Genomic DNA, 23,340 nt, shown 5'->3' on the forward strand with positions numbered 1-23,340 from the left:
AAGCGGCCATTGGCCGCTTTTTTCATCTGAAGAAACTTATTTCTTCTTCGCTTTCGCGTTTGGCAGGTCGGTGATGCTGCCTTCAAACACTTCTGCCGCCAGGCCAACGGACTCGTGCAGAGTCGGGTGTGCGTGGATGGTCAGCGCGATGTCTTCAGCGTCACAGCCCATTTCGATAGCCAGACCGATTTCACCCAGCAGCTCGCCGCCGTTGGTACCGACAATCGCACCACCGATGACGCGGTGAGTCTCTTTGTCGAAGATCAGTTTGGTCATACCGTCAGCGCAGTCGGAAGCGATAGCACGGCCAGAAGCAGCCCACGGGAAGGTGGCGGTTTCGTAGCTGATGCCTTTCTCTTTCGCTTCTTTCTCAGTCAGACCGACCCATGCCACTTCTGGCTCGGTGTACGCGATAGATGGAATGACTTTCGGATCGAAGTAGTGCTTCATGCCGGCGATAACTTCAGCGGCAACGTGACCTTCGTGGACACCTTTGTGCGCCAGCATTGGCTGACCGACGATATCGCCGATAGCAAAGATGTGCGGCACGTTAGTGCGCAGCTGCTTGTCAACGCGGATAAAGCCACGGTCGTCCACTTCCACGCCAGCTTTGCCCGCGTCGAGGTTTTTACCGTTCGGCACACGGCCGATAGCCACCAGCACGGCGTCGTAACGCTGTGGTTCGGATGGGGCTTTTTTGCCTTCCATGGAAACGTAAATACCGTCTTCTTTCGCTTCAACGGCAGTCACTTTGGTTTCCAGCATCAGGTTGAATTTCTTGCTGATGCGTTTGGTGAAGACTTTAACGATGTCTTTGTCGGCAGCCGGGATAACCTGGTCGAACATTTCAACCACGTCGATCTCTGAACCCAGAGCATGGTACACGGTACCCATTTCCAGACCGATGATACCGCCGCCCATGACCAGCAGACGCTTAGGAACGGTTTTCAGCTCCAGCGCATCGGTGGAATCCCACACGCGTGGATCTTCATGCGGAATGAATGGCAGTTCGATTGGGCGAGAGCCTGCCGCGATGATCGCGTTGTCGAAGTTGATTACGGTTTTGCCGTTTTCGCCTTCCACTTCCAGGGTGTTCGCACCGGTGAATTTACCCAGACCGTTTACCACTTTCACTTTACGGCCTTTGGCCATACCCGCCAGACCGCCGGTCAGCTGAGTGATAACTTTCTCTTTCCAGGTACGAATTTTGTCGATATCGGTTTTCGGCTCGCCGAAGACGATACCGTGTTCAGCCAGCGCTTTGGCTTCTTCGATAACTTTCGCTACGTGCAGCAGCGCTTTAGAAGGGATACAGCCGACGTTCAGACAAACACCGCCGAGGGTGCTGTAACGTTCTACGATGACGGTTTCCAGACCTAAATCCGCTGCACGGAATGCTGCGGAGTAACCTGCCGGGCCTGCCCCAAGTACTACGACCTGAGTTTTGATTTCTGTGCTCATCATGACCTCTTAATTTATACCCGTCGTCCACCGGGTCGTTCTATCCGCCCGCAGTTTACAAAATTGTTAACAATTTTGAAACAACAAACGGCTCACGAATTGTCGCTTTCGCCAATAACCTCACAAACATCATGAGATTATCAGAAAAAAGCCGGCCGACTGGCCGGCTTTTCGATTACATCACCAGGCGGCGAATGTCGCTCAGCATGTTGTTGATGATGGTGATGAAGCGCGCACCATCAGCACCGTCGATCACGCGGTGGTCGAAGGACAGAGAGATTGGCATCATCAGACGCGGCACGAACTCTTTGCCGTTCCACACCGGCTCCATCGCGGACTTGGACACACCGAGGATAGCCACTTCCGGCGCGTTAACGATCGGCGCGAAGTGGGTGGTACCCAGGCCGCCGATGCTGGAGATAGTGAAGCAGCCCCCCTGCATTTCGCCGGCAGTCAGCTTACCATCACGCGCTTTCTTGGAGATCACGGTCAGTTCACGGGACAGCTCAGTGATGCTCTTCTTGTTCACGTCTTTGAAGACCGGAACAACCAGACCATTTGGCGTATCAACCGCAACACCGATGTTGATGTATTTCTTCAGCGTCAGCTTCTGGCCGTCTTCGGACAGGGAGCTGTTGAAGCGTGGCATCTGCTCAAGGGCAGCGGCAACGGCTTTCATGATGAAGACCACTGGGGTGAATTTCACGTCCAGTTTGCGCTTCTCAGCTTCAGCGTTCTGCTGTTTACGGAACGCTTCCAGATCGGTGATATCGGTTTTGTCGAAGTGCGTAACGTGCGGGATCATCACCCAGTTACGGCTCAGGTTAGCACCAGAGATTTTCTGGATGCGGCCCAGCTCCACTTCTTCGATTTCGCCGAACTTGCTGAAGTCCACTTTCGGCCATGGCAGCATGCCCGGGATACCGCCACCGGCGGCTGCAGCTGGTGCAGCTTCGGCGCGTTTCACCGCGTCTTTCACGTAGGTCTGAACGTCTTCGCGCAGGATACGACCCTTACGGCCGGTCCCTTTCACTTTCGCCAGGTTCACACCGAACTCGCGCGCCAGGCGACGAATCAGCGGGGTAGCGTGGACGTAAGCGTCGTTTTCAGCGAACTCAGATTTTTCTGCTTTAGCAGCAGGGGCAGCGGCGGGTTTAGCAGCCTGAGCCGGTGCAGCAGCCGGTGCTGGAGCAGTCGCGGCAGCCGGAGCTGCGGCAGGCGCAGCGCCTTCCACTTCGAAGACCATGATCAGAGAGCCGGTAGACACTTTGTCGCCGGTGCTGATCTTGATCTCTTTAACGGTACCCGCGAACGGCGCAGGCACTTCCATAGAAGCTTTGTCGCCTTCAACGGTGATCAGTGACTGTTCAGCGGCAACTTTGTCGCCCACTTTCACCATCACTTCGGTCACTTCAACTTCGTCACCGCCGATGTCCGGTACGTTAACATCTTTCGCGCCGCCAGCAGCTGCTGGTGCAGCAGCCGGAGCCGGAGCAGCGGCCTGCGCAGGCGCTGCAGCAGGTGCAGCACCCGCCACTTCGAAGACCATGATCAGGGAGCCGGTAGACACTTTGTCGCCGGTGTTGATCTTGATCTCTTTAACGGTACCCGCGAACGGAGCCGGCACTTCCATAGAGGCTTTGTCGCCTTCTACGGTGATCAGTGACTGCTCAGCCGCAACGGTGTCGCCCACTTTCACCAGGATTTCAGTGACTTCAACTTCGTCACCGCCGATGTCAGGCACGTTCACTTCTTTCGCGCTCGCGGCAGCTGCTGGAGCAGCGGCGGCCGGAGCGGCTTTCTTCTCTTCCTGCGCAGGTGCAGCAGCTGCTGCACCGTCGGCGGAATCGAAAATCATGATCAGTTTGCCGGTCTCGGTTTTATCGCCAACAGAGACTTTGATCTCTTTAACGATACCAGCCTGAGGAGACGGGACTTCCATAGAGGCTTTGTCGCCTTCTACGGTGATCAGCGACTGTTCAGCTTCAACCTTGTCGCCTACTTTGACCAGGATCTCGGTGATTTCAACTTCATCAGCCCCGATGTCCGGTACATTGATTTCGATAGCCATTATTCTTTTACCTCTTACGCCAGACGCGGGTTAACTTTTTCTGCATCGATGTTGAATTTGGTGATTGCGTCCGCAACCACTTTCTTATCGATTTCGCCACGTTTAGCCAGTTCGCCCAGTGCTGCTACAACCACGTAAGAAGCATCAACTTCGAAGTGGTGACGCAGGTTTTCGCGGCTGTCAGAACGACCGAAGCCGTCAGTACCCAGTACGCGATAATCATCAGCTGGAACGTAAGTACGAACCTGCTCTGCGAACAGTTTCATATAGTCAGTAGACGCCACCGCTGGCGCGTCGTTCATCACCTGAGCGATGTACGGAACACGTGGAGTTTCCAGTGGGTGCAGCATGTTCCAGCGCTCACAATCCTGGCCATCACGCGCCAGTTCAGTGAAGGAAGTCACAGAGTACACGTCGGAACCCACGCCGTAGTCTTTCGCCAGGATCTGCGCTGCTTCACGAACGTGACGCAGGATAGAACCGGAGCCCAGCAGCTGAACTTTACCTTTGCTACCTTCGATGGTTTCGAGTTTGTAGATACCTTTACGGATACCTTCCTCGGCACCTGCTGGCATTGCCGGCATGTGGTAGTTTTCGTTCAGGGTGGTGATGTAGTAGTAAATGTTCTCTTGCGCTTCACCGTACATGCGCTGCAGACCGTCATGCATGATGACTGCCACTTCGTATGCGTAAGACGGATCGTAAGAGATACAGTTAGGGATAGTCAGAGACTGAATGTGGCTGTGGCCATCTTCGTGCTGCAGACCTTCACCGTTCAGAGTCGTACGACCGGAGGTACCGCCTACCAGGAAGCCGCGAGCCTGCTGGTCGCCTGCCTGCCAGCACAGGTCACCGATACGCTGGAACCCGAACATGGAGTAGTAAATGTAGAACGGGATCATCGGCAGGTTGTTGGTGCTGTAAGAGGTCGCAGCAGCCAGCCAGGATGCGCCTGCGCCCAGCTCGTTGATACCTTCCTGCAGGATCTGACCTTTCTCGTCTTCTTTGTAGTATGCAACCTGCTCACGGTCCTGCGGGGTGTACTGCTGGCCGTTCGGGCTGTAGATACCGATCTGACGGAACAGACCTTCCATACCGAAAGTACGCGCTTCGTCGGCGATGATTGGAACCAGACGATCTTTGATCGACTTGTTCTTCAGCATCACGTTCAGGGCACGAACGAAAGCGATAGTGGTAGAGATCTCTTTGTTCTGCTCTTCCAGCAGCTGAGAGAAGTCTTCCAGCGCTGGCAGTTCCAGCTTCTCGGTGAAGTTAGGCTGACGAGCTGGCAGGTAGCCTTTCAGCGCCTGACGACGTTCGTGCAGGTACTTGTGCTCTTCAGAACCTTCCGGGAAGGTGATGTAAGACAGGTTTTCTACCTGCTCATCGGTCACTGGAACGTTGAAACGGTCGCGGATATAACGCACGCCGTCCATGTTCATTTTCTTAACCTGGTGAGCGATGTTTTTACCTTCTGCGGTATCACCCATGCCGTAACCTTTGATGGTATGGGCCAGGATTACAGTCGCTTTACCTTTGGTTTCGCGCGCTTTTTTCAGTGCAGCGTAGACTTTCTTCGGATCGTGACCACCGCGGTTCAGAGCCCAGATCTGCTCATCAGTCCAGTCTGCAACCAGTGCTGCGGTTTCAGGGTATTTGCCGAAGAAGTGCTCACGAACGTAGGCACCGTCTTTGGATTTGAAGGTCTGGTAGTCACCGTCAACGGTTTCGTTCATCAGCTGGATCAGTTTACCGCTGGTGTCTTTACGCAGCAGCTCATCCCAACGACCGCCCCACATGACTTTGATCACGTTCCAGCCAGCACCTGCGAAGATGCCTTCCAGTTCGTTGATGATCTTGCCGTTACCGGTTACCGGACCATCCAGACGCTGCAGGTTACAGTTGATGATGAAGCACAGGTTGTCCAGCTTCTCACGGGTTGCTATGGTGATCGCACCTTTGGATTCTGGCTCATCCATTTCGCCGTCGCCCAGGAAGGCGTAAACGGTCTGCTCAGAGGTGTCTTTCAGACCACGGTGTTCCAGGTATTTCAGGAATTTAGCCTGATAGATCGCACCGATTGGGCCCAGACCCATAGATACGGTCGGGAACTGCCAGAATTCAGGCATCAGTTTAGGGTGCGGGTAAGAAGACAGACCTTTACCGTGAACTTCCTGACGGAAGTTGTTCATCTGCTCTTCAGTCAGACGACCTTCCAGGAATGCACGTGCATAGATGCCCGGAGAGATGTGGCCCTGGAAGTACACCAGATCGCCGCCGTCTTTCTCGTTCGCTGCACGGAAGAAGTGGTTGAAGCACACTTCGTAAACGGTTGCAGAAGACTGGAAGGACGCCATGTGGCCACCCAGTTCCAGGTCTTTCTTGGATGCGCGCAGAACGGTCATGATGGCGTTCCAGCGGATTGCAGAACGGATACGACGTTCCAGATCCAGATTGCCCGGGTATTCCGGTTCGTCTTCGACGGCAATCGTGTTTACGTAGTTGCTAGCCCCTGCACCTGAAGCAACCTTCACACCGCCTTTGCGGGCTTCAGAAAGCAGCTGATCAATCAGATACTGAGCGCGCTCAACACCTTCTTCACGGATGACCGATTCGATCGCCTGTAGCCAGTCGCGAGTTTCGATCGGATCCACGTCATTTTGGAGACGTTCTGACATGGGGGTATTCCTTATCTATCTAATACGTTGATTTGTCTGGAACCTGTCCCATTGTGCTCTTTGTTCTTAATATTTCGGGTTATCTCTTTGTTGGCTGCGCTTTCTCACCCCGGTCACATAGTTCGCTATGCTCCCGGGGATTCGCGCGCTTGCCGCCGCGATATAACCCGAACTATTTGAACAACCAAAAGCACAATAAGACAGGTTCTGCGTTTAGTTGCCGCGCTCTAAAAGTACCTGGCGCTTAATCCTTTCGTTGCTGTATGCGGCGTAATGAACGTTCGCGACGCGATTGTTCACGGCTGCGGTCCAGCAAGATTTCCTCAATGAAAGCCAGATGTCGGTGCGACGCTTCGCGCGCCTGCTCCGGTTCCCCGGCCATTATCGCCTCGAATACTCGGGTGCGATGGTTGCTTACCAGTGGGAGCATGTCCCGACGGGCATACAACAATTCAAAATTCTGACGAACGTTCTGGGCCAGCATGGGCTCCATGCAGCGTAGCAGATGGAGGAGCACCACGTTGTGGGCCGCTTCGGTGACGGCTATTTGATACTGGACGACGGCGCTGGACTCGGCGTCTAGATCGCCGGACTGCTGTGCCCGTTCAATGGCCTGATGCAGTTCGCGGATACGCACGCGATCTTCATCAGTGCTGCGAAGGGCGGCGTAATAGGCCGCAATACCTTCAAGCGCGTGACGGGTCTCAAGCAGGTCAAACTGGGATTCTGGGTGGTCAGAGAGAAGTTCTACCAGCGGATCGCTGAAGCTCTGCCACAGGCTGTTTTGCACAAAGGTTCCGCCGCCCTGGCGACGAAGCAGCAAGCCCTTTGCTTCGAGACGTTGAATCGCCTCACGCAGAGAGGGACGTGAAACGTCGAACTGTTTTGCCAGCTCGCGTTCTGGCGGAAGTTTCTCACCCGGGCGCAGAGTCCCTTCGAGGATTAAAAACTCCAGCTGCTGCTCAATCACATCAGATAGTTTTGGTTGGCGAATTTTGCTGTAGGCCATATTCCCTGTCTTACGCCTTTTTGCCCGGAGTCAATTGGTCTTACCAATTTCTATTTCGTATCGCTAAAGTAACAAAGTATTCACCTTCTGTCCATATTGGTTTTGATTGAAATCAGTAAACCCTGCACATTTTAACAACCTTACAGAAATAACGTTTCAGAAATGTAACTTTGCACAAATGAGTTGATTACTCCCAAAGAGGGAGTTTTAACCATAATGAAACGAGGGTTTTTGCAATCTGAAGCGATTCAACAAGGCAAATAATGAAAATTCGCCCACTTACGGAGCATTTCTATTCTATAGGTTGGGTTAGGAAGAATAAGCGGGCCGATTTACAAATGCTTTCTTTTTATTCAAGTCGTCATCACCCCTTCATAAAGCAGGTGCATTCGCAGGCGCTTACCACTATTCTTGCGCTTACGGAAGTCATGTCCGCTTTTTTCGGTCTCGTTAACCGTAAAGAAATAAATACAGAATATGGATTTTCATAATTACACACGCACAGCGTGAACATAACAACCACACACGAGGTTTCAAATGGAAGCTCAACAGCACGGCGATCAGCTAAAGCGCGGGCTTAAAAACCGCCATATACAGCTCATCGCACTGGGCGGTGCGATTGGTACTGGCCTGTTTCTGGGCAGCGCATCCGTTATCCAGTCAGCCGGTCCCGGCATTATTTTGGGTTACGCGATTGCCGGCTTTATTGCCTTTCTGATTATGCGCCAGCTGGGTGAAATGGTCGTTGAAGAGCCGGTCGCAGGCTCCTTCAGCCACTTTGCCTATAAATACTGGGGCAGCTTTGCCGGTTTCGCCTCGGGCTGGAACTACTGGGTGCTGTACGTTCTGGTTGCCATGGCCGAGCTTACCGCCGTCGGGAAATACATTCAGTTCTGGTATCCCGAGATCCCAACCTGGGCCTCCGCAGCGGCTTTCTTCGTCATTATTAACGCCATTAACCTGACCAACGTAAAAGTGTTCGGTGAGATGGAGTTCTGGTTCGCTATCATCAAGGTCATTGCCGTTGTGGCGATGATCATCTTCGGCGGCTGGCTGCTGTTCAGCGGCAACGGCGGCCCGCAGGCAACCGTGCGCAACCTCTGGGAACAGGGCGGCTTCCTGCCTCACGGCATGACGGGCCTCGTGATGATGATGGCCATCATCATGTTCTCCTTCGGCGGACTCGAGCTGGTGGGCATCACCGCCGCTGAAGCCGACAACCCGGAGCAGAGCATTCCAAAAGCCACAAACCAGGTTATCTACCGCATTCTGATCTTCTATGTGGGCTCGCTGGCCGTGCTGCTCTCCCTGCTGCCGTGGACGCGCGTGACCGCCGACACCAGCCCGTTTGTGCTGATCTTCCACGAGCTGGGCGATACCTTTGTAGCAAACGCACTCAACGTGGTTGTTCTGACAGCAGCGCTCTCCGTTTACAACAGCTGCGTATACTGCAACAGCCGTATGCTGTTCGGCCTGGCCCAGCAGGGCAACGCGCCTAAAGCGCTGCTCAACGTCGATAAACGCGGCGTGCCGGTAAACACAATTCTGGTTTCGGCGGTTGTGACCGCGCTGTGCGTGCTCATTAACTACATGGCTCCGGAATCGGCGTTTGGCCTGCTGATGGCACTGGTGGTCTCTGCCCTGGTCATCAACTGGGCGATGATCAGCCTGGCGCACATGAAGTTCCGCCGCGCCAAGCAGCAGCAGGGCGTCACCACCCGCTTCCCTGCCCTGCTCTATCCGCTGGGCAACTGGGTGTGCCTGGTGTTCATGGCGGCCGTGCTGGTGATCATGCTGATCACGCCGGGTATGGCGATTTCCGTCTACCTGATCCCGGTCTGGATTGCGATCCTTGGCGTGGGCTATCTCTTCAGCCAGAAAAGCCGTAATGCCATGAAAGCACACTAAGCCTCTCTCCGCGGCGCCTGCTTTTGCGGGTGCCGCGCGTTGTTACCTCCCTCACACTTTCACGCCCACAGCGCATTTATCCATATCACCGCCCTGATACTGCAACGCATATATTCCTTCGCCAGCAAATAATTCTCTCCATACCGTAAACCGGAGAGCTGTCGATGGATAACAACACACTGTCAGTAAAAGAAAAGATCGGCTATGGGATGGGAGACGCGGGATGCAATATCATCTTCGGCGCCATCATGCTGTTTGTTAACTATTTTTATACGGATATTTTTGGCCTCGCCCCTGCGCTGGTCGGCGTGCTGCTGCTTTCCGTGCGCGTGATTGACGCCGTAACGGACCCGATCATGGGCGCGATTGCTGACCGTACCCGCAGCAAATATGGTCGGTTTCGTCCATGGCTGCTGTGGATCGCTTTCCCCTACGCGCTGTTCAGCATTCTGATGTTCACCACGCCGGAGTGGAGCTATAACAGCAAAGTTATCTATGCGTTTGTCACCTACTTCCTGCTCTCTTTAACCTATACGGCCATCAACATTCCCTACTGCTCGCTGGGCGGGGTGATCACCAACGATCCAAAAGAGCGCGTGGCCTGCCAGTCGTATCGCTTCGTGCTGGTCGGCATCGCCACGCTGCTGCTCTCATTAACGCTGCTGCCGATGGCCGACTGGTTTGGCGGGGATAACAAAGCCAAAGGTTACCAGATGGCGATGACCGTCCTGGCGCTGATTGGCACCTGCATGTTCCTGTTCTGCTTCGCCACCGTGCGCGAGCGCGTGCGTCCGGCGGTACAGACCAACGACGAGCTGAAAAACGATCTCAAAGACGTGTGGAAGAACGACCAGTGGGTACGCATTCTGCTCCTGACCCTGTGCAACGTCTGCCCGGGCTTTATCCGCATGGCGGCCACCATGTATTACGTCACCTGGGTGATGGGCCAGAGCACCCATTTCGCCACGCTGTTTATCAGCCTGGGCGTGGTCGGCATGATGCTCGGCAGCGTGCTGGCAAAAGTGCTGACCGACCGCTGGTGTAAGCTCAAGGTCTTCTTCTGGACCAATATCGTGCTGGCGATTTTCTCAACCGCCTTTTATTTCTTCGACCCGAAAGCCACCGTCACCATCGTGGTGCTCTACTTCCTGCTGAACATCCTGCACCAGATCCCGTCTCCGCTGCACTGGTCGCTGATGGCCGACGTGGACGACTACGGCGAGTGGAAGACCGGTAAGCGTATCACCGGGATCAGCTTCTCCGGCAACATCTTCTTCCTGAAGCTGGGGCTGGCGATTGCCGGGGCGATGGTCGGCTTCCTGCTCTCCTGGTACGGTTATGACGCGGGAGCAAAAGCGCAGAGCGCGGACGCCATTAACGGGATCGTGCTGCTCTTTACCGTCATTCCCGGCATTGGATACTTAGTTACCGCGGGCGTGGTGCGCCTGCTGAAAGTGGACCGCGAAACCATGAAGCAGATCCAGTCCGATCTGGAAAAGCGTCGCGCCAATTACCGCGAACTGAATGATTATCAGGAACTCAAAGCCGCTGAGACAAAATAAGGAAAGCCGAATGCAAACCTGGCCAAACCCGTTTATTGAACAACGCGCCGATCCGTACATTTTACGCCACGAGGGGCAATACTATTTTATCGCCTCCGTGCCGGAGTACGACAGGCTGGCAATCCGCCGCGCAGAGTCTCTGGAAGGCTTACGTAATGCTGAAGAAGTGGTGGTCTGGCGCAAACCCGAGACCGGGCCGATGAGCCAGCTGATCTGGGCGCCGGAACTGCACCACATCGACGGCAAGTGGTACATCTATTTTGCTGCGACGCACACCCAGGCGCTCGACGCGCTCGGAATGTTCCAGCACCGTATGTTCGCCATTGAATGTGCCGACGGCGATCCGCTCACCGGCACGTGGGTGGAGAAAGGGCAAATCAAAACGCCTTTCGATACCTTCGCTCTGGACGCCACCACCTTTGTTCATCAGGGGAAACGCTGGTATCTGTGGGCGCAAAAAGCGCCGGACATCACCGGTAACTCCAATCTTTATCTGTGTGAAATGGAGAACCCGTGGACGCTGAAAGGCGAGCCGGTGATGCTCAGCAAGCCTGACCACGACTGGGAGCGTCGCGGGTTTTGGGTCAACGAAGGCCCGGCGGTACTGGTTCACGGCGATAAGCTGTTTATCAGCTATTCCGCCAGCGCTACCGACGAGAACTACTGCATGGGTCTACTGTGGATAGACCTGAATGCCGATCCGCAAAACCCGGCAAACTGGCACAAATCCCCCCATCCGGTGTTCGTTACCAGCTACGAAAATCGTCAGTACGGCCCGGGCCACAACAGCTTTACGCAAACGCCGGAAGGGGAAGATGTGCTGGTGTATCACGCGCGGAACTACACCGAAATTGAGGGCGACCCGCTGTACGATCCGAATCGCCATACCCGACTGAAGCTTGTCCGCTGGAATGAAAGCGGGATGCCTGATTTCGGCATCCCGCCCGCGGATACGCTTTAGCCTTTGCGGCGCGCTGGCCTACACCAGCGTGCCGTAGATAGTCAGCAGCGCCACGATAACCACCACCACAAACGACGTTTTCTTCGCCATGGAAACAGCGGCTTTCGGCGTTTCAATCTTGTCGGTATGCGGCTCACGCGCCAGCGAGAACTGCGCCAGACGCGTTAGCACCTGGTACTGCGACGTATGGCGATCGGCAAGAGAAGCGAACCATGCGGGCAGCGCTTTTTCACCGTGACCAATTAACGCGTACACCACGCCGACCAGACGCACCGGGAGCCAGTCGATCACGTGCAGGATGGCGTCAATACCGGACTGCAGGCGTTCATGCGGCGTCAGATAACGGGCAAGCCAGGTCTGCCAGGCGCGCAGGAACGCATATCCCATCAGCAGTACCGGCCCCAGCGGACCACCCACTACAAACCAGAACAGCGGCGCAAGGTAGTAACGGAAGTTAATCCACAGCAGCGCGTTTTGCAGCTCGCGCAGGAATTCGCGCTCGTCACAGTCCGGCGGCACGCCGTGGATCATCGTCAGCTCGCTCGCCATGGCACCGCGCGCATGGGCATCGTCACGGGAGGCGGCTTTCAGGTATGCGTGATAGTGTAAACGCACCTTGCCTGCGCCAATGCACAGCACCCCAAGCAGGATCCACACCACCAGCAGCGGCACGTTGAAAAAGAGTCCGTACAGCGAACGCAGGAGCAGGAACGTAATGACCATCACCCCTGCCATCATCAGCAGCGTGCGCAGCATGGAAAAATGTTTGATACGGCGGAATAATACCTCCAGCCGGTGATCCAGATGCCAGTGCTCGCCGAGCTTGAACAGGCGTTCAGCGATCATAACCAGCAGCATGGTAAACAACGTCATGGTATCTCCTTATTCTGACGACGCGGTGAGCATGGCGCGAAACCGGGGCCAGTCAAAGGCCGGGCCGGGATCGGTTTTTCTCTCCGGGGCTATATCACTGTGTCCCGTGATATTTTCGGCGATAGCCGGGTAGAGTCCGATAAGCGTGCGGGTCACTGCCGCTAGCTGTTGATACTGTGAATCGGTGTAGGGCGTCGTATCCGTTCCTTCCAGTTCGATTCCGATAGAAAAATCGTTACACCGTTCGCGCCCGTGATACATCGACACGCCGGCATGCCAGGCGCGCTTATCAAAGGGAACATACTGAACCACTTCACCATCGAGACGAATCAAGCAGTGAGCCGATACGCGCAGATGTGCAATTTCAGCAAAGAAGGGATGAGCATCGGGATCAATCGTTCCCGTGAATAACGCATCGATCCACGGGCCGCCAAATTCACCCGGCGGGAGACTAATATTATGAACCACCAGCAGTGTGGGCTTTTCATCCTCCGGGCGGCAATCGTGGTGCGGCGAGGGCACGTGCCGCGCATCCACCAGCCATCCGTTTTCTAACAACATGCTGGAACTCCTTCTGTATGGTGCAATGACTCGGTTCAGAGTAGCATGTTTCAATATTATGATTCGTTACCAATTTGGAGTTTTATCATGCCGCCTCGCCGCTACAACCCCGACCACCGACGTGAAGCGCTTCTGGAACGTATTAATATGGATATTCCGGCAAGCGTCTCCCATGCTTTGAAAGAAGATCTGGGCGGTGACGTTAACGCTGATAAGGATATTACCGCACAATTGTTGCCAAAAGAGACGCGCTCGCACGCGGTCATTATTACCCGTGAAGACGGCGTTTTTTGCGGCAAGCGTTGGGTTGAAGAGGTCTTTACCCAGCTGGCGGGTGATGATGTGCAGATTATCTGGCACGTTGAAGACGGCGATGCAATTACGGCAAACCAGCCGCTGTTTGAACTGGACGGTCCTTCCCGCGTCTTGCTGACCGGCGAACGTACCGCGCTCAATTTTGTACAAACGCTCTCTGGCGTGGCCAGCGAAGTGCGTCGCTACGTTGACCTGCTGGCCGGTACCCGCACCCAGCTGCTGGATACCCGCAAAACGCTGCCGGGCCTGCGCACCGCGCTGAAGTATGCGGTGCTGTGCGGGGGCGGCGCAAACCATCGCCTGGGCTTATCCGACGCCTTCCTGATTAAAGAGAACCACATTATTGCCTCTGGCTCCGTGCGTCAGGCGGTGGAGAAAGCCTTCTGGCTGCACCCGGATGTGCCTGTCGAGGTAGAAGTCGAAAGTCTGGAAGAGCTGGAGCAGGCGATTAAGGCCGGGGCCGATATCATCATGCTCGATAACTTCGAAACAGAGCAGATGCGCGAGGCGGTAAAACTGACTAACGGCCGGGCCCAGCTTGAAGTATCCGGGAACGTCACTTTCGAAACGATCCGTGAATTCGCCGAAACCGGCGTGGATTACATCTCCGTCGGCGCGTTGACCAAACACGTTCGCGCCCTCGACCTCTCAATGCGCTTCAAATAACGCATTCTCCCCTCTCCACCCGGAGAGGGGAATTTCAGCCCCGCTCGCAGATCCGCTGTTCTTCCCTGCAACACTGAATAAATTCTCTGAAGCCTCCTTCCCGTTCCCTTTTTTGCCTCTCGTTTCTGCTCTTTCCCGCTGACAAAGTAGCGCCACTTTGCATAAGGAGCAGATATGGACAGACAACAAGGCTTCACACTCATTGAGCTGATGGTGGTCATTGGCATCATTGCGATTCTGAGCGCCATCGGCGTTCCCGCCTATCAGAACTACCTGCGCAAGGCGGCGCTGACCGATATGCTGCAAACCTTCGTTCCCTACCGCACGGCCATCGAGCTTTGCGCGCTGGATCACGGTGGCGTGGAGAGCTGCGACGCCGGCAGTAACGGTATCCCTTCCCCCACCACGACACGCTACGTTTCAGGAATGAGCGTGGCGAAAGGGACCGTGACCTTAACAGGACAGGAGAGTCTTAACGGGCTGACGGTAACCATGACGCCACGGTGGAGCGACGGCAACGGTATGACGGGCTGGACGCGCGACTGCAACATCAGTGCTGACAGCGCCCTGAAACAGGCCTGCGAAGACGTTTTCCGCTTCGACAATAACTGAGGAGCGGATAATGAATACCGATCAACTCGTGGCGCTTTGTCAGCGCCATCACGCTCTGCTGCTCACCAGCGACAGTGAGATAGTCAGCATCGCCGTCGTGGGCAGCCCCGCGGCTGAACTCATGGAGGCGCTGCGCTTCGCGACCCAGAAACGGATTGATATTGAGTGCTGGAGCGCTGAGCGCATGGAAAAACACCGGCAGCTAACGTCACAATCGCATCTGCCCGTCGTTTCGCAAACACACTCGACGGTGGATATCCTCAACCACACGCTGCAGCAGGCAATCAACCAGCGCGCCTCCGACATTCATATCGAACCGATGGAGCATGCATGCCAGATTCGTTTACGCATCGACGGCGTTCTTTGCCCCCAGCCTCCGCTTTCCGCCTCGCTGGCAAGTCAGTTCAGCGCACGTTTAAAGGTGCTGGGTAACCTGGATATTGCTGAACGTCGTTTACCTCAGGACGGTCAGTTTACGATTGAGCTGGCAAACGAGCCGGTCTCGTTTCGGATCGCGACGCTTCCCTGCAGCGGTGGCGAGAAAATTGTGCTGCGTCTGCTGCATCAGGTTCAGCAGGCTCTTGAGCCGAAAGCGCTTGGCATGAGCGCAGAACAACTGGCCTGTTTCAATGAGGTTCTCCACCAGCCGCAGGGGCTGATTCTGGTCACCGGCCCTACCGGCAGCGGCAAAACCGTGACGCTGTACAGCGCGCTGCAGGCGCGTAATACCCCTGACGTCAACATCTGTAGCGTGGAGGATCCGATTGAAATCCCCCTTGCGGGATTAAACCAGACGCAGATTAATCCCCGGGCGGGTTTAACATTCCAGAGCGTGCTGAGGGCGCTGCTGCGTCAGGATCCAGACATCATTATGGTCGGCGAAATCCGTGACGGTGAAACGGCAGAAATTGCCATTAATGCCGCCCAGACCGGTCATCTGGTGCTGTCAACGCTGCACACCAACTCGACGACGGAAACCCTGATTCGCCTGGAGCAGATGGGCGTCGCGCGCTGGATGATATCTTCCGCGCTGTCGATGGTGATTGCCCAGAGACTGGTCCGGCGTTTGTGTCCGCACTGTCGCCGGGAAGCCAGCGAGCATGCTGAATTACCGCGCGCCGTATGGTCCAGACCGCTTCCACGCTGGCAGCCCACCGGCTGCGATCGCTGTTATCACGGTTTTTATGGCCGCGTTGCCATTTTTGAAGTACTGGCGATCGACAATGCCCTGCGCCAGGCCATTGCCAGCGGGGCGGGAATCGAAGTGATAGAGGCGAGAGCCCGGCAGGCGGGAATGATTTCTCTTTTTGAGCACGGCTGCATGGCCGTCGAAAAAGGGCTGACCACGATCGAAGAGCTGGTGCGCGTGCTGGGAATGCCGGATGGCTGCTAATCAGCTCTGGCGCTGGCGAGCGCTCACCAAAGAAGGTGAGCCCCGAAGCGGGACACTCTGGGCCACAGACCGCAATGCCGCCTTCACCAGGCTGATGCGTAGCGATCTCCATCCTCTGGCACTAACCCGATGCGCTCAGCGGCACCGCTGGCGGCCGCATCACTGCTACGAGATGTTTCGCCAGCTCGCAACGCTTCTGCAGGCGGGGCTGACGTTGTCCCACAGCCTGCAGATGCTGGCAGAGCAACATCCGTTAAAACCGTGGCAGGCGCTGCTGCAAAGCATTGCCGATGAGCTCAGTGAGGGATCCCCCTTTTCTGAGTCGCTAAAAAAGTGGCCAGCGGTGTTTAGCCCACTGCATGTCTCGATGGTGAAAACCGGTGAGCTCACAGGGAAACTGGAGGAGTGCTGCCGCCAGCTCGCGCAGCAGCAAAAAGCACAGCAGCAGCTCAGAGATAAGGTGAAAAAGGCCCTGCGCTATCCGGCGATCGTCCTGACGCTGGCCGTACTCGTGGTGCTGGCGATGGTCATTCTGGTCTTGCCCGAGTTTGCCGCGATCTACAAAACGTTTAACACGCCGCTTCCGATGCTGACACAAATGGTCATGGGGATGGCCGCATTTATCCAGTCCTATGCCCTCGCGTTGTTCGTCGCGTTATTAATGCCCTTAGCCGCCGCCTGGGCTCTGAGGCAGAACCCTCGCTGGCAGCGCATGCTGATCCATACGCCCGTGATGGGCGCGCTGGCAAAAGGCCAAAAGCTGGGACACATCTTTACCGTGCTGTCACTCACGCAGCAGGCAGGTATCCCCTTTTTACAGGGCCTGGAGAGCGCAGAGGAGACCGTTGAAAGTCGCTATTGGCGGGGAATACTCCGCAGCGTTCGAGAGGACATTGAAAAAGGTCTCCCCGTCTGGTCATCCTTTCAGAAAGCGGCCATCTTTACCCCGCTGTGTATTCAGCTTTTACGAACCGGCGAAATGTCAGGTGCGCTGGACATCATGCTGGAAAATCTCGCCCGGCACCACACGGAACAGACCTTTCAACGGGCAGATAATCTGGCGGCACTTCTCGAGCCAGTGCTTCTGATTGTGACAGGGGTCATCATCGGCACGCTGGTGGTGGCAATGTACCTGCCGATTTTCCATCTGGGAGATGCGATGAGCGCGGGTTAGTGCTAAACAGTGCTGGCGCACGGGCATGCGCCAGCAGAAGCCATTACAGACTATTGAATACGCGGTTTTCCTGTTCCTGAACGCGAATAAACGTCGTACGTTTCGTCAGCTCTTTCAGGCGGGATGCCCCAACGTAGGTGCAGGCCGAGCGCAGGCCGCCGAGGATATCGCGCGCGGTGTATTCAACCGGGCCGCGCAGAGGCAGCTTCACGGTTTTACCTTCTGCCGCACGGTATTTTGCCACGCCACCGACGTGACGGGTCATCGCGGATTCAGAGCTCATGCCGTAGAAGAGCATAAATTTCTCGCCGTTCTCTTCAACAACGGTACCAGCGCTCTCTTCGTGGCCTGCCAGCATACCGCCGAGCATTACGAAGTCTGCGCCGCCGCCGAACGCTTTCGCAACATCACCCGGCATGGTACAGCCGCCATCGCTGATGATCTGACCGCCCAGACCGTGCGCCGCATCGGCGCATTCAATGACGGCGGAAAGCTGCGGATAACCGACGCCGGTTTTGACGCGGGTCGTGCACACGGAGCCCGGGCCAATACCCACTTTCACGATATCTGCACCGGAAAGGATCAGCTCTTCACACATTTCACCGGTCACCACGTTGCCCGCGATGATGGTTTTCGTCGGCCAGGCTTCACGCGCCTTGCTGACGAACTGCACGAAGTGTTCGGAGTAACCGTTCGCCACGTCAATACAAACGAAGTTGAGCGCTGGGTTAGCGTTCAGGATCTGTTTGGTCTTCTCGAAATCCGCATCGGAAGTGCCGGTAGAAACCATCACATGCTTCACCACGTCAGCAGGCGCGGACGCAACAAACGCATTCCACTCTTCAGGGCTGTAATGTTTGTGCACGGCGGTAAGAATGTCGAACTGTGCCAGGGCGGTTGCCATCTCAAAGGTTCCCACAGTATCCATGTTGGCAGCGATGATCGGCACGCCAGACCAGGTCTGACCGGAATGCTTAAAGGTGAATTGACGTTCGAGTTCAACGTCTGAGCGACTTTTCAGTGTAGAGCGTTTAGGGCGGATAAGAACGTCTTTGAAACCTAACTTCAGATCTTCTTCGATACGCATGTGCGGATTCCTGGGGTTAGAGGCAAATATGTTAAAAGCACAACTCCAGTGACGTTATCATACGCACTAATACCTGCTCCGCAAGACTGCGAAATTCTCTTTTTTTACGCTACAATCCTATAAATTTACCTGGTAAAAAGCCGGTAAACAGGGCCAAACAGTTGCCAGCGCACCTAATAGTTTTAAACAACTGATTTTAATAATGAATAATTCCCAGGATTTGAATTAATGGGGTATATCGTCGCATTAACCGGCGGCATCGGTAGTGGCAAAAGTACCGTTGCGGACGCGTTCTCTCGTTTGGGTATCACGATTATTGATGCCGATATCATTGCCCGCCAGGTGGTAGAGCCCAATACACCCGCGCTAAAGGCCATCGCAGAACATTTTGGTCAGGCAGTCATCAGTGCCGATGGCACACTGAATCGCCGTCAGCTTCGAGAATGTATTTTTTCTGATTCTGCGGAAAAAGCCTGGCTTAATGCCCTGCTCCACCCCATCATCCACCAGGAAACTCAACGTCAGATAGCCGCAGCCCGCTCGCCCTATGTCCTGTGGGTGGTTCCGCTACTGGTTGAAAATCAGCTGCAGAAGAAAGCCGATCGTGTGCTGGTGATTGATGTCGCGCCCGAAACGCAAATCCAGAGAACCATGACGCGCGATCGCGTCTCTCGGGAGCATGCTGAACAAATTCTTGCCGCTCAGGCTACGCGCGCTCAGCGCCTTGCCGTGGCGGATGATGTTATTGATAATAACGGCGCACCAGATGCCATTGCATCGGATGTTGCCCGTCTGCACGCGCAGTATCTGACGTTCGCCGCGCAGGCCGTTGCACAGGAAAAACCATAATGTCGACACACATCCTTTTTGAGCATCCGCTCAACGAAAAAATGCGCACCTGGCTGCGCATCGAATTCCTTATTCAACAACTTTCACAACATTTGCCAGTTAACGATCATGCCACGGCGCTGCACTTCTTCCGCAACGTAGGCGATCTGCTGGATGTGATTGAACGCGGCGATGTCCGCACAGAATTACTCAAAGAGCTGGAGCGCCAGCAGCGTAAATTGCAGGCATGGACAGAGGTCCCCGGCGTAGATCAGAGCCGTATCGACGCGCTCCGCCAGCAGTTGAAAAGCAGCAGTGCCGTCCTGATGGCCGCGCCGCGCGTCGGGCAGTTTTTGCGTGAAGACCGCCTGATTGGCCTGGTGCGCCAGCGTCTGAGCATTCCTGGCGGCTGCTGTAGCTTCGACCTGCCGACGCTACATATGTGGCTACATATGCCACAGGCGCAGCGTGACGCACAGGTGAACAGCTGGCTGGCAAGCCTGGAGCCAATGAACCAGACGCTGTCGCTGATCCTCGATATGATCCGTAACTCTGCGCCGTTCCGCAAGCAAACCAGCCTGAATGGTTTCTTCCAGGATAACGGTGATGATGCCGATCTTCTGCGTCTCAATCTGTCTCTCGGCGAACAGCTTTACCCACAGATTTCCGGGCATAAGAGCCGCTTTGCGATTCGCTTTATGCCGCTGGACAGTGAAAATGGCACCGTGCCGGAACGTCTCGATTTTGAACTGGCCTGTTGTTAAGGAGTGCCGATGTCTGATGTCACCACCGTAAGCTGCCCAACCTGTGGCAAAACCGTTGTCTGGGGCGAAGTCAGTCCGTTCCGCCCATTCTGCTGCAAGCGCTGCCAGCTCATTGACCTGGGCGAATGGGCGGCGGAAGAGAAACGCATTCCAAGCGAAGGCGATCTCTCGGATAGCGATGACTGGAGCGAACCCCAACAGTAATCTGTAAAGCCTGCTGGCGCTTCGCTCAGCAGGCCTACGGTTGTGCGACTAACCGCAGGATCACGGGTTCATTAGCTGGCGGGAATTTTTCGGCATCACTTGCCTGAAGTTCCACCCAGTTACCCGGCTGTCCCTCTTTTCCCCAGGGTTCACCTTCCCAGTTTTCCACCAGCCAGAACCACAGCGTGATGTGCCTGTCAGGAAACTGGTACTCAAGCTTATCAAACAGCGTTGCGCCAAGCGGAGTAATCCCCACCTCTTCCTGAAGCTCCCGAACCAGCGCCTCTTCCGGCGTTTCACCTGACTCGATTTTACCGCCTGGAAACTCCCACTTGTTTGCCATATGGGCGTCGGCAGCGCGCTGGGTGATAAAGATTTGGTTTTGCGGGTTGCGAATAATCCCGACGGCAATTTGCAGTATTTTCATATTGTCACTTCCATAAAAAAGGCGCAGAAATCTGCGCCTTTTTGTTTTTTTATGTACTTAGCTCAGACGGCCGTGGCACGCCTTGTACTTTTTACCGGAACCACACGGGCACGGATCGTTACGGCCCACTTTACGATCGCCGGTCTGCGCGGCGATCGCCGCTGCGGCTTCGCTGTCGTCGGTCTGATGACTCAGCTGCTGCATCTGTGCAAGACGCTCGGCCTCTTCACGACGCTGCTGCTCCATCGCTTCCACTTCTTCCGGCATACGCACCTGAACCTTGCTCAGGGTGCTGATCACTTCGTACTTCAGTGATTCCAGCATCGAGGCAAACATGGAGAAGGATTCACGCTTGTATTCCTGCTTCGGATCTTTCTGCGCATAGCCACGCAGGTGAATACCCTGACGCAGGTAGTCCATCGCCGCCAGGTGCTCTTTCCACAGGGAGTCGAGCGTCTGCAGCATCACGCCTTTTTCGAAATGACGCATCATTTCAGCGCCAACTACCTCTTCCTTACGCTTGTAGACGTCCAGCGCGGTTTCAAAGATACGTTCGCGCAGGGTCTCTTCGTGCAGCTCAGGCTCTTTATCCAGCCACTCTTTGATTGGCAAATCGAGGTCAAAGTCATTTTTCAGACGTTCCTGCAGGCCTTCGATATCCCACATCTCTTCCAGAGACTGCGGTGGAATATGCGCGTCGATGGTGGCTTTAAACACATCTTCACGAATGCTGTTGATGGTTTCGCTCACGTCGGACACGTCCAGCAGTTCGTTACGCTGAGTATAGATTGCGCGACGCTGATCGTTAGCCACATCATCATATTCCAGCAGCTGCTTACGAATATCAAAGTTGCGGCTTTCCACTTTACGCTGTGCGTTAGCGATCGCTTTAGTCACCCAAGGGTGCTCGATGGCTTCGCCAGGTTTCATCCCCAGCTTACGCATCATGCCGGACACGCGGTCGGAGGCGAAAATACGCATCAGCGCATCTTCCATAGACAGGTAGAAGCGAGATGAACCGGCATCACCCTGACGACCCGCACGGCCACGCAGCTGGTTATCGATACGACGAGACTCGTGACGCTCTGTACCGATAATGTGCAGACCGCCGGAAGCCAGAACGGCGTCATGACGAACCTGCCAGTCGGCTTTGATCTGCGCAATCTGTTCTGGCGTTGGGTTTTCCAGCTCCGCCACTTCAGCCTGCCAGCTACCGCCCAGCATAATATCGGTACCACGACCCGCCATGTTGGTGGCAATGGTTACGGCAGCCGGATAACCCGCCTGCGCAACAATGTCCGCTTCTTTGGCGTGGAATTTGGCGTTCAGAACGTTATGTTTGATACCCGCTTTAGTCAGCTCGTGAGAAACCACTTCAGATTTCTCGATGGAGATGGTCCCCACCAGAACCGGCTGGCCATTGGCAGTGCGGTCGCGAATATCTTCGATGATCGCCTGAATTTTTTCCGCTTCGGTCATGTACACCAGGTCCGGCATATCCTTACGGATCATTGGACGGTTGGTTGGAACGACCACGGTATCCAGCTTGTAGATGGAGCTGAATTCAAACGCTTCGGTATCAGCAGTACCGGTCATCCCCGCCAGCTTCTCGTACAGACGGAAGTAGTTCTGGAAGGTAATAGACGCCAGCGTCTGGTTTTCATTCTGAATATCCACACCTTCTTTGGCTTCCACAGCCTGGTGCAGACCGTCAGACCAGCGACGTCCCTGCATGGTACGGCCGGTGTGTTCATCGACAATGATCACTTCGCCGTCTTTAACGATGTAATCGACGTCGCGGGTAAACAGCGCGTGGGCGCGCAGTGCAGCGGTCACGTGGTGCATCAGCATGATGTTGCTCGGAGAGTACAGGGACTCGCCCTCTTCCATGATGCCTTCAGCGACCAGCAGCTCTTCAATTTTCACCAGACCACGTTCGGTCAGGTTCACCTGGCGAGCTTTTTCATCTACGGAGAAGTGGCCTTCACCCTGGAAGGTATCCGAGTCCTCTTTCTCCTGGCGCAGCAGGTGTGGAATGATTTTGTCGACTTTACGGTACATCTCTGAGCTGTCTTCAGCCGGGCCGGAGATGATCAGCGGGGTACGAGCTTCATCGATCAGAATGGAGTCAACCTCATCCACCAGCGCATAGTGCAGCTTACGCTGTACGCGCTCTTCCGGGCTGAACGCCATGTTGTCTCGCAGGTAGTCGAAGCCGTATTCGTTGTTGGTGCCGTAGGTAATATCCGCGTTATACGCTTCGCGCTTGGCTGGTGCAGGCAGGCCGGACATGTTGATGCCGACGGTCATACCGAGGAATTCGAACAGCGGGCGGTTGTTTTCGGCGTCACGCTGCGCCAGATAGTCGTTGACGGTAACCACGTGAACGCCTTTACCGGTCAGCGCGTTCAGGTAAGCCGGCAGCGTTGCGGTCAGGGTTTTACCTTCACCGGTACGCATTTCCGCGATGCAGCGCTCGTTGAGCACCATACCACCCAGCAGCTGAACGTCGAAGTGACGCATGCCGAATACGCGCTTACTCGCTTCGCGCACGACAGCAAACGCTTCCGGGATCAGGCTTTCTAAGGTTTCACCTTTTTCCAGACGCGCACGGAATTCCGCCGTTTTCGCTTTCAGCTCGTCATCAGAGAGCTTCTCCATCGCCGGTTCCATACCGTTGATGACGGCAACAGCTTTGCGCATACGGCGCAAGGTACGATCGTTACGACTACCAAAAACTTTAGTTAACAATTTGATTAGCATAATAAATTCTCAAACGCCCCATT

At 55.2% G+C, this 23,340-nt stretch carries 19 protein-coding genes; 10 read left to right on the forward strand and 9 right to left on the reverse strand.

The window, feature by feature from the left end; genetic code table 11:
• Positions 1-36: 36 nt before the first annotated feature.
• The 4 genes from lpdA to pdhR all read right to left on the reverse strand — a co-directional run bounded on the left by lpdA (position 37) and on the right by pdhR (position 7,219).
• A complete protein-coding gene (gene lpdA / locus HCH49_RS12640; RefSeq protein WP_003856313.1) occupies positions 37-1,461 on the reverse strand; it encodes a dihydrolipoyl dehydrogenase in 1,425 nt (474 codons plus the stop codon).
• Positions 1,462-1,636: 175 nt separating this feature from the next.
• Positions 1,637-3,532, reverse strand: coding sequence for a pyruvate dehydrogenase complex dihydrolipoyllysine-residue acetyltransferase (gene aceF / locus HCH49_RS12645; RefSeq protein WP_221702761.1), 1,896 nt, complete (start codon positions 3,530-3,532; stop codon positions 1,637-1,639).
• 14 nt (positions 3,533-3,546) lie between these two features.
• Positions 3,547-6,210 carry a pyruvate dehydrogenase (acetyl-transferring), homodimeric type gene (gene aceE, locus HCH49_RS12650; RefSeq protein WP_023310418.1) on the reverse strand — a complete coding sequence of 888 codons (2,664 nt, stop codon included), beginning with the start codon at positions 6,208-6,210 and terminating at the stop codon, positions 3,547-3,549.
• Positions 6,211-6,454: 244 nt separating this feature from the next.
• Positions 6,455-7,219 carry a pyruvate dehydrogenase complex transcriptional repressor PdhR gene (pdhR, locus tag HCH49_RS12655; protein WP_008501960.1) on the reverse strand — a complete coding sequence of 255 codons (765 nt, stop codon included), beginning with the start codon at positions 7,217-7,219 and terminating at the stop codon, positions 6,455-6,457.
• A 537-nt stretch (positions 7,220-7,756) separates the two neighbouring features.
• On the opposite strand from pdhR, the gene aroP reads away from it, so the two are divergent.
• The 3 genes from aroP (at position 7,757) to HCH49_RS12670 (ending at position 11,650) form a co-directional block, all read left to right on the forward strand.
• Entirely contained in the window at positions 7,757-9,127 is a 1,371-nt protein-coding gene (gene aroP / locus HCH49_RS12660) for an aromatic amino acid transporter AroP (protein ID WP_029739677.1), read from the forward strand.
• Positions 9,128-9,291: 164 nt separating this feature from the next.
• Complete coding sequence (locus HCH49_RS12665) at positions 9,292-10,689, forward strand: glycoside-pentoside-hexuronide (GPH):cation symporter (RefSeq protein WP_221702762.1); 1,398 nt, start codon at positions 9,292-9,294, stop codon at positions 10,687-10,689.
• A 10-nt stretch (positions 10,690-10,699) separates the two neighbouring features.
• On the forward strand, positions 10,700-11,650 hold the full coding sequence (locus tag HCH49_RS12670) for a family 43 glycosylhydrolase (RefSeq protein WP_221702763.1): 951 nt from the start codon (positions 10,700-10,702) through the stop codon (positions 11,648-11,650).
• An 18-nt stretch (positions 11,651-11,668) separates the two neighbouring features.
• Here HCH49_RS12670 and ampE read toward each other — a convergent pair whose 3' ends face one another.
• Both ampE and ampD read right to left on the reverse strand, forming a co-directional pair.
• The gene (gene ampE / locus HCH49_RS12675; protein WP_167819009.1) at positions 11,669-12,523 is read right to left on the reverse strand and encodes a beta-lactamase regulator AmpE; all 855 of its coding nucleotides are present in this window, start codon (positions 12,521-12,523) and stop codon (positions 11,669-11,671) included.
• Positions 12,524-12,532: 9 nt separating this feature from the next.
• Positions 12,533-13,084: a 1,6-anhydro-N-acetylmuramyl-L-alanine amidase AmpD gene (gene ampD / locus HCH49_RS12680; RefSeq protein WP_221702764.1), complete on the reverse strand. Its 552-nt coding sequence runs from the start codon at positions 13,082-13,084 to the stop codon at positions 12,533-12,535.
• 87 nt (positions 13,085-13,171) lie between these two features.
• On the opposite strand from ampD, the gene nadC reads away from it, so the two are divergent.
• From nadC to hofC, 4 genes are all read left to right on the forward strand, one after another.
• Positions 13,172-14,065 (forward strand): carboxylating nicotinate-nucleotide diphosphorylase, encoded by an 894-nt coding sequence (gene nadC, locus HCH49_RS12685; protein ID WP_033144643.1) that lies wholly within the window; start codon positions 13,172-13,174, stop codon positions 14,063-14,065.
• 174 nt (positions 14,066-14,239) lie between these two features.
• Positions 14,240-14,677, forward strand: coding sequence for a prepilin peptidase-dependent pilin (gene ppdD / locus HCH49_RS12690; protein ID WP_058840541.1), 438 nt, complete (start codon positions 14,240-14,242; stop codon positions 14,675-14,677).
• A 10-nt stretch (positions 14,678-14,687) separates the two neighbouring features.
• Positions 14,688-16,070: a type II secretion system protein GspE gene (gene gspE, locus HCH49_RS12695; RefSeq protein WP_221702765.1), complete on the forward strand. Its 1,383-nt coding sequence runs from the start codon at positions 14,688-14,690 to the stop codon at positions 16,068-16,070.
• Entirely contained in the window at positions 16,060-17,244 is a 1,185-nt protein-coding gene (gene hofC / locus HCH49_RS12700) for a protein transport protein HofC (protein ID WP_221702766.1), read from the forward strand. Before gspE ends, hofC begins: the two co-directional genes overlap by 11 nt.
• Positions 17,245-17,287: 43 nt before the next feature.
• Here the strand turns inward: hofC and HCH49_RS12705 are convergent, their stop codons facing one another.
• Entirely contained in the window at positions 17,288-18,331 is a 1,044-nt protein-coding gene (locus HCH49_RS12705) for a GMP reductase (protein WP_221702767.1), read from the reverse strand.
• Between the two features lie 228 nt (positions 18,332-18,559).
• Here HCH49_RS12705 and coaE point away from each other — a divergent pair, with 228 nt between their 5' ends.
• The 3 genes from coaE to yacG are packed head-to-tail and all read left to right on the forward strand — an operon-like array spanning position 18,560 to position 20,127.
• Positions 18,560-19,180 carry a dephospho-CoA kinase gene (gene coaE / locus HCH49_RS12710; protein WP_033144633.1) on the forward strand — a complete coding sequence of 207 codons (621 nt, stop codon included), beginning with the start codon at positions 18,560-18,562 and terminating at the stop codon, positions 19,178-19,180.
• On the forward strand, positions 19,180-19,923 hold the full coding sequence (zapD, locus tag HCH49_RS12715; protein ID WP_221702768.1) for a cell division protein ZapD: 744 nt from the start codon (positions 19,180-19,182) through the stop codon (positions 19,921-19,923). The genes coaE and zapD overlap by 1 nt, the downstream gene beginning before the upstream one ends.
• A gap of 9 nt (positions 19,924-19,932) precedes the next feature.
• Positions 19,933-20,127: a DNA gyrase inhibitor YacG gene (gene yacG / locus HCH49_RS12720; RefSeq protein ID WP_221702769.1), complete on the forward strand. Its 195-nt coding sequence runs from the start codon at positions 19,933-19,935 to the stop codon at positions 20,125-20,127.
• Between the two features lie 34 nt (positions 20,128-20,161).
• Here the strand turns inward: yacG and mutT are convergent, their stop codons facing one another.
• Both mutT and secA read right to left on the reverse strand, forming a co-directional pair.
• Entirely contained in the window at positions 20,162-20,554 is a 393-nt protein-coding gene (mutT, locus tag HCH49_RS12725; protein ID WP_023310403.1) for an 8-oxo-dGTP diphosphatase MutT, read from the reverse strand.
• A 57-nt stretch (positions 20,555-20,611) separates the two neighbouring features.
• On the reverse strand, positions 20,612-23,317 hold the full coding sequence (secA, locus tag HCH49_RS12730; protein WP_023310402.1) for a preprotein translocase subunit SecA: 2,706 nt from the start codon (positions 23,315-23,317) through the stop codon (positions 20,612-20,614).
• Positions 23,318-23,340: the final 23 nt, after the last annotated feature.

The organism is Enterobacter sp. Y17, from assembly GCF_019730495.1.
Classification (GTDB): Bacteria; Pseudomonadota; Gammaproteobacteria; order Enterobacterales; family Enterobacteriaceae; genus Enterobacter; species Enterobacter asburiae_B.

Excerpts from the sequence above, each read along its gene's own strand:
- lpdA (WP_003856313.1), bottom strand. The coding sequence starts at position 1,461 with ATGAGCACAGAAATCAAAACTCAGGTCGTAGTACTTGGGGCAGGCCCG.
- aceF (WP_221702761.1), bottom strand. The coding sequence starts at position 3,532 with ATGGCTATCGAAATCAATGTACCGGACATCGGGGCTGATGAAGTTGAA.
- aceE (WP_023310418.1), bottom strand. The coding sequence starts at position 6,210 with ATGTCAGAACGTCTCCAAAATGACGTGGATCCGATCGAAACTCGCGAC.
- pdhR (WP_008501960.1), bottom strand. The coding sequence starts at position 7,219 with ATGGCCTACAGCAAAATTCGCCAACCAAAACTATCTGATGTGATTGAG.
- aroP (WP_029739677.1), top strand. The coding sequence starts at position 7,757 with ATGGAAGCTCAACAGCACGGCGATCAGCTAAAGCGCGGGCTTAAAAAC.
- HCH49_RS12665 (WP_221702762.1), top strand. The coding sequence starts at position 9,292 with ATGGATAACAACACACTGTCAGTAAAAGAAAAGATCGGCTATGGGATG.
- HCH49_RS12670 (WP_221702763.1), top strand. The coding sequence starts at position 10,700 with ATGCAAACCTGGCCAAACCCGTTTATTGAACAACGCGCCGATCCGTAC.
- ampE (WP_167819009.1), bottom strand. The coding sequence starts at position 12,523 with ATGACGTTGTTTACCATGCTGCTGGTTATGATCGCTGAACGCCTGTTC.
- ampD (WP_221702764.1), bottom strand. The coding sequence starts at position 13,084 with ATGTTGTTAGAAAACGGATGGCTGGTGGATGCGCGGCACGTGCCCTCG.
- nadC (WP_033144643.1), top strand. The coding sequence starts at position 13,172 with ATGCCGCCTCGCCGCTACAACCCCGACCACCGACGTGAAGCGCTTCTG.
- ppdD (WP_058840541.1), top strand. The coding sequence starts at position 14,240 with ATGGACAGACAACAAGGCTTCACACTCATTGAGCTGATGGTGGTCATT.
- gspE (WP_221702765.1), top strand. The coding sequence starts at position 14,688 with ATGAATACCGATCAACTCGTGGCGCTTTGTCAGCGCCATCACGCTCTG.
- hofC (WP_221702766.1), top strand. The coding sequence starts at position 16,060 with ATGGCTGCTAATCAGCTCTGGCGCTGGCGAGCGCTCACCAAAGAAGGT.
- HCH49_RS12705 (WP_221702767.1), bottom strand. The coding sequence starts at position 18,331 with ATGCGTATCGAAGAAGATCTGAAGTTAGGTTTCAAAGACGTTCTTATC.
- coaE (WP_033144633.1), top strand. The coding sequence starts at position 18,560 with ATGGGGTATATCGTCGCATTAACCGGCGGCATCGGTAGTGGCAAAAGT.
- zapD (WP_221702768.1), top strand. The coding sequence starts at position 19,180 with ATGTCGACACACATCCTTTTTGAGCATCCGCTCAACGAAAAAATGCGC.
- yacG (WP_221702769.1), top strand. The coding sequence starts at position 19,933 with ATGTCTGATGTCACCACCGTAAGCTGCCCAACCTGTGGCAAAACCGTT.
- mutT (WP_023310403.1), bottom strand. The coding sequence starts at position 20,554 with ATGAAAATACTGCAAATTGCCGTCGGGATTATTCGCAACCCGCAAAAC.
- secA (WP_023310402.1), bottom strand. The coding sequence starts at position 23,317 with ATGCTAATCAAATTGTTAACTAAAGTTTTTGGTAGTCGTAACGATCGT.